Here is a 15,627-nt window from a genome sequence, read left to right as displayed (position 1 = left end):
TACGGGATTATAACGAGCATAAAAAAGCTCGGTTCAAATTTAACGTTGAACCGAGCCTGGAATATTTATCATCTAATACATGAACTTCAAATATTGCAAAAAAATCATGCTCTGCGAATTGTAAATTCAAAATCCATATCTAAGGATGGATTGATTTGATATTCATCAAGAACTGGAGCTCCCCAGCTGTCATCCCCGCCTACGCCCATTTGACGTCCAGCAATGGTAACAACGGTATAGTGAACGTTCGGCAGCTCATAATGATGTGTCGCATTCTCCAGCTCCATTGCCGAGTAAGGCGAGATATTGGCTTCAACAGGGGCTGTAGCTGGTGCAGATATTATAATGCCTTGGCCATAATCATTCATTATGGATACTTCGCGCACACCTGTGCGGTTGCCCGATTCCTGCGGCACCAAATAGGACGACACATTATCCATCGCATGATTCTGGAAGCGACACAATCTCGCCCCATACGCACGGTCGATATAATTTTCTTCCGGCCCATTTGCATACCAATTCAGCTGATGATAATCCGCTGGCACCTTAAAGCTTAAAGCGAAGAGCGGAAGCTTTGGTAAACCCGCTGCTCCATGGTAGCTTGATTTCACCTGTATGCTTCCATCGGAGAACACTGTGTAAGTTACACTTACCCGTACTCCCTCTGATACACTAAGCTTATACACGTAAGTCACCGTCGCACGGTCCTTCTCCTCCACGAGCTCGAAGCTTAACGTTCTACGGGTCAAGCTTGCTGCATACCAAGGGGAAGAGTCGAAATGCATTCCCGCCCCCTTGTCATTGTCTGTCATTGCTCTCCAGAAGAGCGGTGCCGGCGGTGAAGAGATCATTTCCTGCCCTGAATATTTAACAGAAATTAATGTACCCGCCTGCTTTGAGAACATTACGGAGAAGTCACGACCATGTACGCCAATATTCACATCTCCTTCAACCACGCGAAAATCATTCACGACAGATGTTATCTTAGCATCTGTTAAAGACTCCTCGGCTGACGTATTTGCCACTTGAAAAACATGCTGGCCAAAAGCGATTTCATAACCGCTATTCGCCCATAAAGAATCTTCCTTCAGAACAAGAGAAACATCCAAGCTATACTCGCCAGGCTGATTCTTAATATCGGGTAGATCAACTTCTACATATTTTTCCTCGCCCGGATTAACCTGAGCGAAGACAGTTCCACGCTGGATGACCCTACCCTCATAGTTCAGAGCGTATTGTAATTCATAAGCATCCAAGCCCACAAATAAGTTTTCATTTCTGATTGTAAAACCCTGACTGTCCGGGAGCAGCTTGAAGTTCTGATACAGAAATTTCACTTCCTGCATTTTTGGCGACCATCTCCGATCCGCATACACAATTCCGTTACCAGAGAAGTTGTAATCGGTTGAACGGTCATCGAAGTCTCCTCCATAAGCCATGAAGGGCTTACCGTATCGATCATTTTTCACAATCACCTGATCCATATAATCCCAGATAAATCCACCCTGATACATTGGATACTTCTGCTCTAGCTCTGTGTATTTATGCAACCCCCCGACGGAATTGCCCATCGCATGCATGTATTCACAGCTAATATATGGTTTTAGCGGATCTTCTGTTAAATACCTTTCGATATCTGCTGCTTTCGCATACATCCGGCTCTCCATATCGCTCGAATCATCATATTCACGGTTATGGAACACCCCTTCGTAATGAACCAACCGAGTAGGGTCCTTCTCTCGAAAATAATTGGCTACGTTCAGAATTACTTCTCCTGCAAAAGATTCGTTCCCACAGGACCAAATTAGAATGGAGGGATGATTTTTGTCTCTCTCCACCATGGAAATCGCACGATCCATCACGATATCCTGCCATTCAGGCTTATTGCCGGGGATGTTCCAAGACGGCTCAACTGCCCCCATTTTCTGCCATGATCCATGCGACTCTAAATTCATCTCGTCAATGACATAGACTCCGTATTCATCACACAACTCATACCACAGTGTCATATTCGGATAGTGCGAGGTCCGAACCGCGTTGATGTTCGCCTGCTTCAAGGTTTTTATGTCCCACAGCATATCTTCTTTTGTAATACTGCGTCCAAAGCGCGGATTAAACTCATGCCGGTTAACGCCTTTAAATACAATACGTTTGCCGTTTAAGTGCATAATCTTATCTATCATTTCGAATTTCCGAAAACCAATTTTTTGCGGCACAACTTCTACAAGATCCCCGGATGCGTTGTAAACTGATACGTAAAGGGTATACAGATTAGGAGCTTCTGCGCTCCACAGCTGCACCTTTGTTGCCGCAAGCGTAAGCGAAAGGGAATCTCCTGAAACTTCACTTTCAGTACTAGCCACAAGATTACCTGCTCTATCCTTAAGCTCAAGGAGCACTTTTGAGGCAGACTTACCTATCAATTGCATGACAGCCGTCAGCGTTCCTTGCTCAAACTTTTCATCCAAATCGGTTTGAACGTGGAGATCCCGCACATGAACATCCGGCACGGTGTATAGATACACCTCACGAAAAATTCCCGAAAAACGCCAGAAGTCCTGATCCTCCAACCAACTCCCCGTGCTGCGCTGATAGACTTCAACCGCCAGCTTATTTTCGCCTTCCGTCAAGTACGATGTTAAATCAAATTCACTCGGTGTAAAGCTATCTTCGCTATAGCCAACAAACTCCCCGTTTAGCCATATATAAAAAGCCGATTCAACTCCTTGAAAAGATATATACACCGGACGTTGCTCCCAGCCCGCAGGAACTTCAAAATATTTGACATAGCTGCCTACAGGATTGTGGTCCTCAGAGATCATCGGAGGTCTAAGATGCTCATGACCGTCCCATGGATACATCGTATTCACGTACTGAGGCTGCCCATAACCCTGAAGTTGGATATGACCGGGAACTTTAATATCCTTCCAGCCTCTGCAAGACACGTCCTCCTTATAAAAATGAACCTGTCGTTCCATGGCATTTTGGGCATAACTAAATTTCCAGCTGCCGTTCAGGCTATGGCGCCAGGGCATTTCTCCAAGCGCTTCGGCTTCATTTTTCGTTTGGTAATATCGATGGTCAGAATGCGCGTGCACTCTGCCTATTGCATAAATGGACGGGTCTGATAACCATTCCAGACTTGGAGTGAGGTTTCGTTCAACCTGCTGCTTCATCTATACTTCCTCCTCTATTCTTCACATGAACGCTAACTTATTTAACCGAACCCGTCATCCCAGCTACAAATTGCTTTTGCATCATGAAAAACACTAATGCTGTCGGTAAGGTCGTAATGACAATCGCTGACATGATCAGACCATAGTCAGGGGCATAACCTGAGCCTAGATTCGAGATAAGAAGGGGCACAGTCATATTTTCTGGTGATTGCAATACGATCAAAGGCCACAGATAATTGTTCCAGCTGTTTAAAAATGTGATAATCGCAGCGGCGGCGTAAGTTGATTTCATCGTTGGCATATAAATGCGGAAGAACAAACCAAATTCCGAGAGCCCATCGATGCGCCCAGCCTCCATCATATCCTTAGGAAACATTTTTGTACTTTGACGAAAGAAGAAAATTAGGAATGCTGTTGTAAATGTCGGAAGAATGACTGCCGATGCTGTATCGATACCGAGAAACGGCACTACACTAGATACTTTGGCGAACATTTGAAATAGAGGTACCATAATCGCCGCAAATGGAATCATCATTGAAGCCAGCAAAATATTGAATACGATATCTTTACTCCGGCTGCGGTACATTTCAAAACCATATCCAGCCGCCGATGCTACTAGCAGTGAAAGCACAGTAGTCACCACAGAGATTTTTGCAGAGTTCCAGAGAGCCTGCCACATATCCACTGAACTAAATAGATTGTTTATATTTTCCACTAAATGTGCACCCGGCAACAATGTCCCTTTGGTTACATCAACCGACTGGTTCGTGGCGCTTATAACCATCCAGATAAATGGAAAGATAGAGATCAGCGCAGCGATGATTAGAAATACGTAAGTAAACATGCGTTTGGTTTTCATTATCTCTTATCCCCTCCTAGTTTGTTCTGAATAAGCGTCAGAATGAGCACCATTACAACAATCGAATAGGAGACGGTTGCAGCGTATCCAAAGTTAGGTGTGTATTCAAAGGAAAGGTTATAAATATATTGGGAAATCGACATGGTTGCATTGCCGGGTCCACCTTTCGTGATGTTAACCACCTCGTCAAACAACTGAAGTGTTCCAATGGTCGATGTTATCGTCGTGAACAAGATAATCGGCTTCAATAGGGGAATTGTAATTTTGAAAAATTGTGTAAATGCACTCGCTCCATCTATATGAGCAGCCTCATATATTGATTTGTCGACATTTTGCAGTGAGGACAAATAGAAAATCATATTATAGCCAGTAAAGCGCCAAGTGATAGCGATAATGATAGTAACTTTGGCCCAGAAGGGATCGGTAATCCATTGAATCGGTTCGCTGATTAGATGCAGATTCACCAGAAATTTATTGACGATACCTTCGGCTCCAAACATGTACTTGAAAACAACGGAGTACGCTACAAGTGAAGTTACCGTTGGCAGAAATATCGCCGTTCTGAAAAATCCTTTAAATTTCAGTCTTTCGTCATTTAGCAGCACAGCGATAAAGAGCGCCAGCACCAGCATAACTGGGACCTGAATAATCAAGTAAATAAAAGTGTTTTTGACGGCTGTAAGGAAAGTGGTGTCGCTAAACAGACGAATATAGTTATCAAGGCCGGTAAACTGAAGATTGTTGCCTCTGCCTGTCTTGAAGGATAGAATTAAGGCTTGAATCATTGGATAAAAATAGAAAATACTGATCATAATGACCGGCACAAGAACGAATAACCAGCCTGTCAGATGGATTTGCCGTTGACCTTTAGTGCTCTTATGTCTTTGAGGGCTTAGCCCTGGCTTTACAGTTTCCACTCTACTCCACACCCTTCTGTCTGATAAATTAGAGATGAAAGCCCCTGCTACCCATCCTTCTGTAGAAATCCAATTTACAGGAGAAGAAGAAGCAAGGGCCTAGATTGTACAGCCTAAGTGTGATTAGCGAACTTGGGTATCTGCTTGCTTCTGGGCATCCTTCAGAACAGTATCTACATCTTTTCCACCAAGATAAGATTGCACTGCTACAACCATAATGTCCTCTATTGCGTAAGTGTTCATGCCATAGTTGACGTTAGGAATTTGTTCGGTCCAAGCCGCAAAATCGGATACGACCTTTTGACCTTTGAAAAATTCATCCGCAGCTGAATAAGCTTCTCCGCTTGCCGCAGCTTTTAAAGTGCCGATAACACCAACTTTTGTATTTAACGTCTGATACAATTCCGCATCAGAAGCAAATGTTTTTGCAAGGAACTCCGCAGCAGCTTCTTTACCATCTACATTCATTACATACCAGGAGCTGCCCCCAAGGTTGGATGCATGGACGGAGCCTGCTGTGGCTGCCAGCTTAGGAAGTGGAGCTACTGCCCACTTACCGGATTGGGAAGCTTCGGCTTTAATTGAAGGTGTAATCCAGTTACCCGTTGGCACAGTAGCCACTTCACCACTATTGAATGCGCCTACAAATTGACTCCAGTCTGAGTTAACTTTCACGATGCCGGAATCCATCATTTCTTTGTACAATACAAGCGCCTCTTTCAAAGCAGCGTTGTCTGCAATGGTCGGAGTTTGACCGTCTTCACCCGTATACCATGCACCCGCCGATTGAATCATGACCCGGATAAGTCCAAGATCATTGGGATCCAGTGTGATCATGCTTTTGCCGGTTTTTTCTTTTACAGCCTTACCGATCTCGATATATTGCTTCCAGTCGATATCCTGTAGTGCATCCAGGCTATAGCCTGCTTGCTCAAGATAGTCTGTACGTACATACATTCCAGTTACACCAGAATCAAACGGAACACCATATTGCTTGCCGTCAACACTGGTCGGGCCAATTTTGTAATCCGCAAAATCAGCAGCTTTTACAACATCCGTCAATTCATAAAAGGAATCCGGATACGCTTGCAAAAAGCTTTGCGCACGGTAATCCTCAATCAATACAATGTTAGGAAGACCCTTCGTAGATCCAGAGTTCAGTCCTGTGTTCAGCTTTTGCACGATATCAGCCTGCGCGTTCTCAACGACGTTTACCGTTACGTCTGGATTGACTTTCGCATAAGCTTCTTTAGCAACATTCATGGCTGCAATGTTAAACGCTGGGTCCCAAGCCCAAACTGTGATCTCTTGTGGCTTGCTGCTACCTTCGCTTCCGGAGTTGCTCGTTTCGTTTTTCGTTCCACCTGAGGAACATGCCGAAAGTAGAACCACACTAGCCAGCATTACGGATAATAATTTTTTCACTTCGTAACCCCCTTGATAATCTGTAAAATAATAAAGATGGAAGCGTTTTCTCTGCTACGCTTCCATCTTATCATTTTGTATTCGCTTTCTTTGGCAGTATCTTTGTTAGCTTTGGTGTTATTATTGGATTCTATTTTTACTCTAAGATCGACTCTGGTACTATTTTTAGGTTCTTGTAAAAATTTTAGCTTTTTAACAATGGAAGCGTAATTATGATCTTCGTACCTTCATTTCGTTTGCTTGTAATGTTAATACCATAGCGCTCTCCGTACAACAATTTGATTCTGTCATCAACATTCCGTATACCGATCCCGGAGAATAATTGTCGTTTGTGCTTCGAGGCTGGCAGCTGTTCTTCTTTCATCAAATTCGGATCAAGGTCCATCCCATCACCATTATCTACAACTTCGCATACAAGCTGATCTTCCTGAACGGCGATCATGATCAGAATTCTTCCCTCATCTTTAAGATTGAATGCATGAAAGAACGCGTTTTCGATAAAAGGCTGCAGAATTAGCTTTGGCATATGATAATCCAAGCTTTCAGGCTCCACAAAATAATTGACGCGAATCTTTTCACCGTACCTTACATGATTGATATACACATAATGCTTCAGCGATTCTAATTCCTGACTAACAGGTATAGTGGATTGAATATCACTGACAGTGTTTTGCAGGAGTGAGATTAGCGAATTTATTGTTCCAGCTGCTTTTTCCTTGTTGCCCTGTTGCACCAGAAATTTGATAGAAGCCAGCGTATTATATAAAAAATGTGGATTGATCTGCATTTGAAGGGCGGCCAGCTCCGCATTACGCTGCTGCTTCTGGGTCTCCATCAACCGATCAACATAATCATGTAGGGAATCAAGCATAAAATTGAAGGCATTTCCTAGCTCCTTAACTTCATAACTACTAGTGGCGACATCCACATGATTATCAAATCCCCCCTTAGGAATACTCGACATCTGTTCAACGAGTACACGCAGGGACTTCGTCATTTTCCTGGTAATTAAAAATACAATAATAAGCGAAATGGCTACGATAGCCATGATCGTCAACGACACTGCTTTAGCATTTACCATCTGACCCGTTACAGCTTTCTTATCGATCAGATTCACCAAATAAACATCAAATTCAGGCAAGTATTCCGAGAATACTACCCGTTCATTCCCCATCACATAGACAGATTCTCCATTGTCTCCTGTGCTCTGTTCATCAACTACTTCATGAAGCAGCTGTTGATCGGTCAGCCCAATCAGCTCTGTCCTGTTGCTGGATACAATTTGCCCTTTTGCATTCAGCAAAACAACATCATTACCTTCACTCGTAAAATTGGCATAGAAGGCCTTAAAATCGCTATCACGAATTGCAATGTACATAGTGCCATAGATACGGCCGGTCGAATGATCAAATAGAGCTTTAGAAGCCACTAACAGGATCTCTTTCTTTTTGGTTTGACCATCCTCTTTTTGATAAAGCTGGTACAGAATTTGCTGTGGATGGGCCACTGTCGCTTTCGTAATCGGGTGGTTCTTCAGTTCATCAGCAGTAGCAGACCAATACCAAGGATCGGTTGAATAACTTCTGCCATTCGCACCTACAATCATAATACCCACATCAAAGGCACTCAGGTTGGAGCGGACTGCACGCATGCTTTCTGTCATCTGGTAGGTTTTGATAGCAAGCGTCAATGAATCCGTCTCTCCCCCGGACAAATAGCTGCGGATGGCACCATTCTGAGCTGTCATTGTAGCACCCGTAGCTACAACGTTGTTGTAGGACTCCAAGTTTGTCTTCATCTGATTCAGTAGTTTGCCATTCGTTATGCTGAAGGTCTTTAAGAATAAATTTTCTGACATACGGATGGTAATAGACAAAGTCAGAAGGGATACGGCAACAATGCTTATGAGGGTCACAAGAAAAAGCTTGAGAAATAAGCCCTGTTTTCTAATCTTGTTGATGATTGTTCCAATCATGGTCGCTCTACGTCCCGTCTTCGGTACTGGCTCGGAGAAATGCCCGCCTGCTTCTTAAACACTTTAGTGAAATAACTCTGATCCGAATAGCCCACACTAGCGCTAATATCAGAAATTGTTTTTTCCGTTGTCACGAGTAACTCCATGGCTTTCTCCAACCGGACTTTGTTCAGATATTCATTAAATCCTTCACCATTCTGAGCTGTGAAATGGCTCGATAAATAAGAAGCGTTGAAATGAAACTGCCGCGCAACCCCAGTCAACGTGATGGGATCAGCGTAATGATCCTGAATGTATTCAAGCAAGCGGGTCATATTTGGATTGATCGTTAGGTTCGTCTCACCAATCGCACGTTCAGCTTCGCGAATAAAAGCTTCAGCAACAGCGATTGCATCTCCGGCATACATCGCTTCATCTATTTTTCGAAAGAAGTCGTATTTGGATTCCTCCAAGCCTCCGGTCTCATACTTCATTTTTCCAAGTGTGGTCGCTACGTTAAATATAAAATTCCCCAATAACGATTTGAATTCGAAAATATCGGTCCGATAATCCATCGAACGGAGATGAACATATTCCAGAAATCCAGTGAATGCCTTCTGGTATTGCTTACGTTTCAGTTGTTCCATTAATTCGCCCATATCATATTCCTGATATTCACTCGGAAGGCTGGGCAAATGATCATTTTCAATTAAGCTTCGATCCGGCAAGTAGAAACTGTATCGTGTAAGCTTTAAATAATTGTCTCGATAAATCTCCCCCAGCTTATTAAAATCCGTAAAGCTTTGACTGATAACGAAATGTGTTTCTCTCGCCCAATGGTCCATCTCCGAGACTAGATATCGGAGCTCTATAACAAGCTCGTCCCACTGTTCCGGCTTTGCATTAAGCAAATATATAACCGAATCATTGACAAACTTCAGCCGAATAAACACTGTATCGCCCAAAGGGAGCTTACTAAGCCCTTTTTCTATTTTTTGTGTGAAAGTTAACCTATCCCCAGAATCTTTAATATGTTTCATATCCGCTCCGAAAAACGCGAATAGTGTGTGTGGAAACTTTGCATGAAGCAAAGCAGACTCAAGCCCAGACTCATATCCGGTCATAAGCTTCTCGATAACTAGCAAAACTTGCTTTTCCCCAGGATCCTTTCCTTGATCGGTCATCTCCATCCCTACCAATTTAGCAGTGGTTTTATTTAGGATGGTTAACAGATAATCAGCTTCCAACTTTGGCTTCAGAATGTAGTCCGCTACACCACTTTGAAATGTGGATCGGACATAATCATATTCACTGAAACTACTTAAGACGATTACTTCAATATGAGGGTATTTCTCCTTAACGATCTTGACCAGTTTCTCCCCGCCCATTATTGGCATAACAATATCTGTAATGATCACATGAGGATTAACCTCATCCATCATATTTAGTGCTTCAAGACCGTTAGCAGCCTCACCAACAATTCGATACCCTTCATTTTCCCAATCCAAAAGATGTTTGATTCCTTGTCTTACAAGCATCTCATCATCAACAATCATAACTTTGAATATTGGTTTCATTTCTTCCCCCTTGCAGCCCTGAGAATGATTATGCCTTTTTCCTTGAATTGAAAATCTCTTTGTAACCGTTTTCTTTTTATTCGTTAGTATACAATACATCCAACAAGGAGCAAGCTCCTATACAAGTAAAGCCGTAAGCTTACTTAAAAATTGTTCATTCCAAATAATATGCCCCACCGACAAATATGGTCAACCTCTCATTTTCATTCTATGAAATATTCTTAAGTTAAGGACAAGAACTTCTACATGATAAAACAAAAAAAGCCGCGATAATTGCAGCTTCATTGTTAATGAAACAATAAGCCAAATAAATTATTTATTGGCTTATAGATAAAGATAATAAGAAACAGCGGACTGGGGATGTTCAATTTTAACAACGAGCAGAAGGTCGCGCCAAGACCCAAAATCCAAAAAATAAAATATACGCTAAGATCACGCACTCGGCGCTTTCGCATTAATTTAGGCAAATCAAGTGCCATACAACCTACAGCAATCACCAAGAATAACAGTACTAGCATTTGACTTCACTCCTTGATTTTTTCAAGAAAAGAATTATCTGTGAGACCCACGCGGTTAATAACTGCTGAGGCTTTGTAATGGATGCGCAATGATTTAAGGTAATCGTCACCCTTTTGTTGCTGCAGCTTTGCCCAAGCTTTAGGGCTGGCATGGTAGATCGATTGTCCGAATCCCATAATATCAACATTGAAACGATCATTTACATGCTCCACAGTTTTTTGCATCCGCTCTATAATCCGCTCCTCTGTTTCCTTTTCCAAACGTTTTATAGTGCTTTCCGATTCCAAATTTTCTACACTTTGCACTTCTTCAATATTGCAAAGCGTCTTAACACTAAGGTAAATATGCGGCTCCCCATTAATGATTTTCACTTTGCGTTTAGTTGTAGCCTGGATCGCTTCGATTACTATGGGCTTTCCGTCTTCCCCTGCGATCGAGCCAGAATGTGCGGTTACCTTATCGTTGATATAATTGTAACCAATCGTTTCTCCCTCGTTTAGCCAACCGATCAACTTGTCTTTTTTGAACACAGCTACAGTATGGTATTCCAATCTTGCCTTAGGCATTGTTCGCTCTACATTGCTTTTGTCTTCTCCATCTTTGGGATCTCCTATAATTTTCACTCCGGTTAGCACAGGATTCTCACCTTCAGACAATAAATTCTCAATAAAATCATCCAGCGTGACAGCGACTGTTTTTGCTGAATCTTTATAAGAATTATCCAAAGAGCTAAATAATTTGTTCGCTGGTAATTTATCCATAGGTGTAAGGACATTCAAGACATTGCTGGCGGTTGTATCTCTGGCAACCATAACGTAGAAATCCATCCGGGGTTCCCGACTTCTTTTAAATACATCGAGTATCTCACCCACTCCGGTGCGGGCAAGCTCCTCCCCAATCACCAACACCCGGATATGACCGAGATAACTTGACCTAGAGCTATCCAGATTCAGCTTACGCAGCGCATCATAAAACGTAGGTACAGTAAATTTATATACAACCACTGGGACTCCACTGCCTCCCCCTCCTCCATTCGTTTGGGAGGAAATCGCAGATGGAATAACGACCTGCATCGAAACGGTATAACCTTTTTCTGCCTTGTCAATCCCTATCCCCAAGACAAAAGCTATCTCATTCAGCTCATTTCTTTCCCAACAGCCGCTTAGCACTAACGTAAATTGGAGAGCTATCATTAATCGAAGAACGCCTCTAACTAATTTTTTATTCATTTGGTTGGTTCCTTATCACTGGATGTGCTTTGACGAAACAGGTTCTGCGTCTTATTCTCAGCAGGCCTTGTCTTTAAAAACGGCCACGGAAAGCGAAAAATAGAGTCTTTTAAATCTTTGGAATTATACGGTCCGAGCGGACTCATATAAGGCATTCCGAAAGAACGCAGACTCGACAAATGCAATACGATGATGAAAATACCGAAGAGAATTCCATATAATCCGATAAATCCGGCCAAAGCTATAAGCACAAAACGGATCATCCGCGCAGCTATAGACATTCCTGTCTCCGGAATAACAAAACTAGAAATGGCTGTTAGCGATACAATAATGACCATTGCGGATGAAATAAAACCCGCTGCTACCGCGGCTTGTCCAATCACCAACGTTCCGACAATGGAAATCGCCTGACCAATATTTTTGGGTATCCGCACCCCGGCTTCCCGCAAAATCTCATAAGTCATTTCCATGATCAGCGCCTCAACAAAAGCAGGAAAAGGAACACTCTCCCGCTGGGCAGCTAAACTGATTACAAGATTGGTCGGTATCATCTCCTGGTGATAGGTAGTAATCGCAACATACAATGAAGGGGCAAGCAAAGTAATAAAAAATGAAATAAAACGAACTAATCTCAGCAATGTTCCAATATCAGCCCTTTGGTAATAATCCTCAGCTGACTGGAAAAATGCCACAAAAAATGTGGGCACCAGCAGTACAAAAGGAGTTCCATCAACAAGAATGGCCACTTTTCCTTCCAAAATACCCGCTGCAATCGTATCCGGACGATCACTGTTGTATACGGTAGGAAAAGGTGTAACTGCCGTCTCTTGAATAAACTCCTCAATATATCCACTCTCGAGAATACTGTCCGTATCTATTTTATTCAGACGGCGCTTTACCTCTTGCACCAGTTCCTTATTCGCGATGTTACTTAGATACATAATGGATACGCTGGTTTGAGTCACCCTTCCGATCTGAACGGTTTCCAGCCATAAATGGCTATCTTTGATTTTTCGCCGAACCAGTGCCGTATTCGTCCGTAAATTCTCAGTGAATCCTTCCATTGGACCCCGAACAACCGACTGTGAGCTAGGCTCCCCTACATTACGATCTTCCCAGCCTGGTAAGCCGATCCGCAGAGCGCTGGATAACCCGTCAAGCAGCAGCATTATATTACCGGACAATAAATGATGAATAAATTGGCTGTAATCGTCAATGACGGCTATATCGCCGGCTATTAATATCTGTTTCTTAATCATCTCAAACTTCCGCTCGGGAGAAAGCCCCCTCAGCTGTTCGTAAGGAATGTGTTCCTGCAAGGAATACAAAATTGAATTATGCAGCACCTGAGTATCCACAAGACCATCTATGTAAATCAAAGAAATATGAGTGTTCTCTTCTATCTGCAACTCTTTTATCACTACATCAGAGCTTTCACCCATCAATTGGTACAAATTAGCAATATTAACTTCCAACCGGCTTGATAATGTACCAATCTCCGTATCTTTCATGATGCAGCCTCCACTTCTCCATAGATAGATGAGTATAGTTTGATGTTAATTATGATAATTATTCCTTCGGATTAAAAAATCGGGATGGCATAATTCTGGTAACTACAACCATACTAAAACTAGTCCAATAAATTTGAGGGGGTATATGAGTTTGGAGAAAGATCGAATTAGTACCAATCAAATGATTATACTCGGGCTATTCACATTTATTGGGGATATGGCGCTTGTGTATCCGGCGTTAATGATATCAGGAGCGAAACAAGATGCATGGATTGCTGCTTTGATTAGTATTCCCTTGGGTCTAGTGACCATAAAATTGTTACTCTGCTTAGCAGACCTTGAACCCAACAAGAATATTATCGAGCTTAGCCTACAAATTTTAGGAAAATGGGTCGGAACTGCTGTGGCCTTATTCTATTTAGGGTTCTTCCTGATTGCTGCCTCCACCTACATAAGAGAAATTGAAGATTTCATGTGTACACAGATTTACGAGAAAACACCCGGTGGGGTTATTCGTTTCATGGCCATTTTCCTGCTGGTATATGGGGTACGACTTGGCCTAGAAACATTGGGCCGGGCAGCTCAGCTTTTTTTTCCTTTATTTGCAGTTTTTTTGATCGGTCTGCTGCTCCTGCTGACCCCCGATGTCAAAATGGAACGTTTATACCCCATCTTAAACACACCAGTACCGGACATGCTTCATACTTTGATGTATGGTGTTTTTTATCCTTTTGGCGAATTGTGCGTGTTTCTAATGATATATCCTTATGCTCAGAAAAATAGCAAAACAAGCCGGGATATTTTCATAGCCTTGATCATCGGAGCTCTGGGCCTTAACCTCATCTTATTGTTTTCCCTTACCGTTCTAGGTGTTTACGCTTCTGAACATCAATTTTATGCCGCTTATATTCTTGCTCAAAAAATTAATATTGCTAATTCTCTGCAACGTATTGAAGCGCTTATGGCTACAGCATGGATTATCAGCACGTACTTCAAAACAGCAGTTTATTACTATGCTTTAACCTTAGGTACAGCCCAATTATTTAAACTCAAAAGCCACCGTCCTCTGATCATACCTACTGGATTTTTGTTATTCGGTATGTCACAACTGATTGCCAAAGACATCATTTTCTATGTAAAGGAGATCCCCGCCTACTGGGTAGATTGGGATTTCACCTGTGCATTTGTTCTGCCGCTTATGTTGCTAATTGTGTATCAATTTAAGAAACGCCGTGCTTCTAAGGTTTAAACGACATTAGATTATGGACAAGTGAAATTAAGATTGTAGATACGAATCCCGCTTAATGATCTAATTACGCTCCGCTAAAATAATTGGGGAATTTCTCCCTGAAATTTCTGGGATTTTCGTTCATTAGACTAATGATCAGGGAAAACCTCCCTAAATTTCAGCTGATTCGTTAGCAATTAAAGAAATTCCCCTTATTATTAGGGAGGAATTCCCTAAATTCGTTCATTTAGAGCGAATATTGGTTATTTTCAGGGAGTTTTTCCCTAATTAGTTTTAGGCCGGCTTCGCACACTCATAAACGCAGACAACACAAACGGCCCCCGCATACTGCTTATCGCACCGTCCAATAGATATCGTCCCCAACAGGTATCACACAAAATGAATATTCCGCCGCCCAACCTAATGGCATAGAATACTTTGTGTGCGTAGCCCATAGTCTATTGGCTACAGCAAGAATCCGCTTATAGCCTTTTTACTAAAAAGAAGCTGCCTCATAAGTAGTATTCACTACTTTTGAGACAGCCTCTTTATTCATAAGTTTCTTGTATGAAGTAAATCTATTCCTTCTTATCCAAAGAAATCGAGGACGGAGTTACATCACTGACAGGTTCTTTTGCCACTTCAAAAGTGGATCCGCAGGCCGGACAAAAGCGTGCCTCGATCGCCACATTCCCACCGCATGCTTTGCAATGCTTTACATCGGACAACTCAGCAATTTGCTGAAGGTTCGTCTCAATCTCAGCCTTCAATTCGAGAATACGATTGATATTAGTCTCGATTTGCTCACTTGGCAGTGGTCCTGCACCTTGAGTTACGGCTTCAAATAACAGTTTGCCCATGACCTGATACTGCTGGTCAATATCATTTTGCTTACCGTTATTTTGCAGCTTCAACCGGTTAATCTCCACCACTGTTTTTGCTTTATTCCCAGCCTCGCTTACCCCTGCTTTTACTTTGTTAAAAAAACTCATATTCAGCCCCCAATTCCGTAGTAGTCATATATAAGCATATTTCGACACCGCCAGAAGTATTCCTTTCTTTATTGTACCTAACTTCGTCCATGGTTTGTAGCCTATAACCGATTTACTACCCCTTTCCCCGCCTTCCTGCGGGAACGAACCTCGACTCAGGTCTGGTATACAAAACCGCCTCCAGGCCGTTTTTTCGCATGCAAAAAGACATTAGAATGAGTACATAAGCAAACGGGTTGC

At 42.5% G+C, this 15,627-nt stretch carries 11 protein-coding genes; 1 reads left to right on the top strand and 10 read right to left on the bottom strand.

Annotation, left to right across the window (positions count from 1 at the left end):
- Positions 1-104 precede the first annotated feature (104 nt).
- The 9 genes from MHH86_RS06770 to MHH86_RS06730 form a co-directional block, all read right to left on the bottom strand.
- Positions 105-3,176 carry a glycoside hydrolase family 2 TIM barrel-domain containing protein gene (locus MHH86_RS06770; RefSeq protein ID WP_038569274.1) on the bottom strand — a complete coding sequence of 1,024 codons (3,072 nt, stop codon included), beginning with the start codon at positions 3,174-3,176 and terminating at the stop codon, positions 105-107.
- Positions 3,177-3,213: 37 nt separating this feature from the next.
- Positions 3,214-4,035, bottom strand: a complete 822-nt coding sequence (locus MHH86_RS06765) for a carbohydrate ABC transporter permease (RefSeq protein ID WP_036675882.1) — start codon at positions 4,033-4,035, stop codon at positions 3,214-3,216.
- On the bottom strand, positions 4,035-4,847 hold the full coding sequence (locus MHH86_RS06760) for a sugar ABC transporter permease (protein WP_235219373.1): 813 nt from the start codon (positions 4,845-4,847) through the stop codon (positions 4,035-4,037). The genes MHH86_RS06765 and MHH86_RS06760 overlap by 1 nt, the downstream gene beginning before the upstream one ends.
- A 228-nt stretch (positions 4,848-5,075) precedes the next feature.
- Entirely contained in the window at positions 5,076-6,377 is a 1,302-nt protein-coding gene (locus MHH86_RS06755) for an extracellular solute-binding protein (RefSeq protein ID WP_036675885.1), read from the bottom strand.
- Between the two features lie 184 nt (positions 6,378-6,561).
- On the bottom strand, positions 6,562-8,352 hold the full coding sequence (locus MHH86_RS06750) for a sensor histidine kinase (protein ID WP_036675887.1): 1,791 nt from the start codon (positions 8,350-8,352) through the stop codon (positions 6,562-6,564).
- Positions 8,349-9,908 carry a response regulator gene (locus tag MHH86_RS06745; RefSeq protein WP_076144447.1) on the bottom strand — a complete coding sequence of 520 codons (1,560 nt, stop codon included), beginning with the start codon at positions 9,906-9,908 and terminating at the stop codon, positions 8,349-8,351. Before MHH86_RS06745 ends, MHH86_RS06750 begins: the two co-directional genes overlap by 4 nt.
- Before the next feature lie 287 nt (positions 9,909-10,195).
- Complete coding sequence (locus MHH86_RS06740; protein WP_036675888.1) at positions 10,196-10,426, bottom strand: hypothetical protein; 231 nt, start codon at positions 10,424-10,426, stop codon at positions 10,196-10,198.
- 6 nt (positions 10,427-10,432) lie between these two features.
- Entirely contained in the window at positions 10,433-11,656 is a 1,224-nt protein-coding gene (locus MHH86_RS06735) for a Ger(x)C family spore germination protein (RefSeq protein WP_038569271.1), read from the bottom strand.
- Positions 11,653-13,167, bottom strand: coding sequence for a spore germination protein (locus tag MHH86_RS06730; RefSeq protein WP_076099516.1), 1,515 nt, complete (start codon positions 13,165-13,167; stop codon positions 11,653-11,655). Before MHH86_RS06730 ends, MHH86_RS06735 begins: the two co-directional genes overlap by 4 nt.
- A gap of 145 nt (positions 13,168-13,312) precedes the next feature.
- On the opposite strand from MHH86_RS06730, the gene MHH86_RS06725 reads away from it, so the two are divergent.
- Positions 13,313-14,416 carry an endospore germination permease gene (locus MHH86_RS06725; RefSeq protein WP_038569268.1) on the top strand — a complete coding sequence of 368 codons (1,104 nt, stop codon included), beginning with the start codon at positions 13,313-13,315 and terminating at the stop codon, positions 14,414-14,416.
- A 557-nt stretch (positions 14,417-14,973) separates the two neighbouring features.
- Here MHH86_RS06725 and MHH86_RS06720 read toward each other — a convergent pair.
- A complete protein-coding gene (locus MHH86_RS06720) occupies positions 14,974-15,387 on the bottom strand; it encodes a zinc ribbon domain-containing protein (RefSeq protein WP_036679993.1) in 414 nt (137 codons plus the stop codon).
- Between the last annotated feature and the right edge of the window lie 240 nt (positions 15,388-15,627).

The sequence above is a fragment of the Paenibacillus sp. FSL F4-0097 genome (assembly GCF_038593125.1).
Classification (GTDB): Bacteria; Bacillota; Bacilli; order Paenibacillales; family Paenibacillaceae; genus Paenibacillus_AQ; species Paenibacillus_AQ odorifer.
Note: the sequence above shows the minus strand (reverse complement) of the source record. Positions and strands in the feature narration are given on the sequence as shown.

Bases quoted from the DNA above. Each gene is read 5' to 3' on its own strand.
- MHH86_RS06770 (WP_038569274.1), bottom strand. From the start codon at position 3,176: ATGAAGCAGCAGGTTGAACGAAACCTCACTCCAAGTCTGGAATGGTTA.
- MHH86_RS06765 (WP_036675882.1), bottom strand. From the start codon at position 4,035: ATGAAAACCAAACGCATGTTTACTTACGTATTTCTAATCATCGCTGCG.
- MHH86_RS06760 (WP_235219373.1), bottom strand. From the start codon at position 4,847: ATGATCAGTATTTTCTATTTTTATCCAATGATTCAAGCCTTAATTCTA.
- MHH86_RS06750 (WP_036675887.1), bottom strand. From the start codon at position 8,352: ATGATTGGAACAATCATCAACAAGATTAGAAAACAGGGCTTATTTCTC.
- MHH86_RS06745 (WP_076144447.1), bottom strand. From the start codon at position 9,908: ATGAAACCAATATTCAAAGTTATGATTGTTGATGATGAGATGCTTGTA.
- MHH86_RS06740 (WP_036675888.1), bottom strand. From the start codon at position 10,426: ATGCTAGTACTGTTATTCTTGGTGATTGCTGTAGGTTGTATGGCACTT.
- MHH86_RS06735 (WP_038569271.1), bottom strand. From the start codon at position 11,656: ATGAATAAAAAATTAGTTAGAGGCGTTCTTCGATTAATGATAGCTCTC.
- MHH86_RS06730 (WP_076099516.1), bottom strand. From the start codon at position 13,167: ATGAAAGATACGGAGATTGGTACATTATCAAGCCGGTTGGAAGTTAAT.
- MHH86_RS06725 (WP_038569268.1), top strand. From the start codon at position 13,313: ATGAGTTTGGAGAAAGATCGAATTAGTACCAATCAAATGATTATACTC.
- MHH86_RS06720 (WP_036679993.1), bottom strand. From the start codon at position 15,387: ATGAGTTTTTTTAACAAAGTAAAAGCAGGGGTAAGCGAGGCTGGGAAT.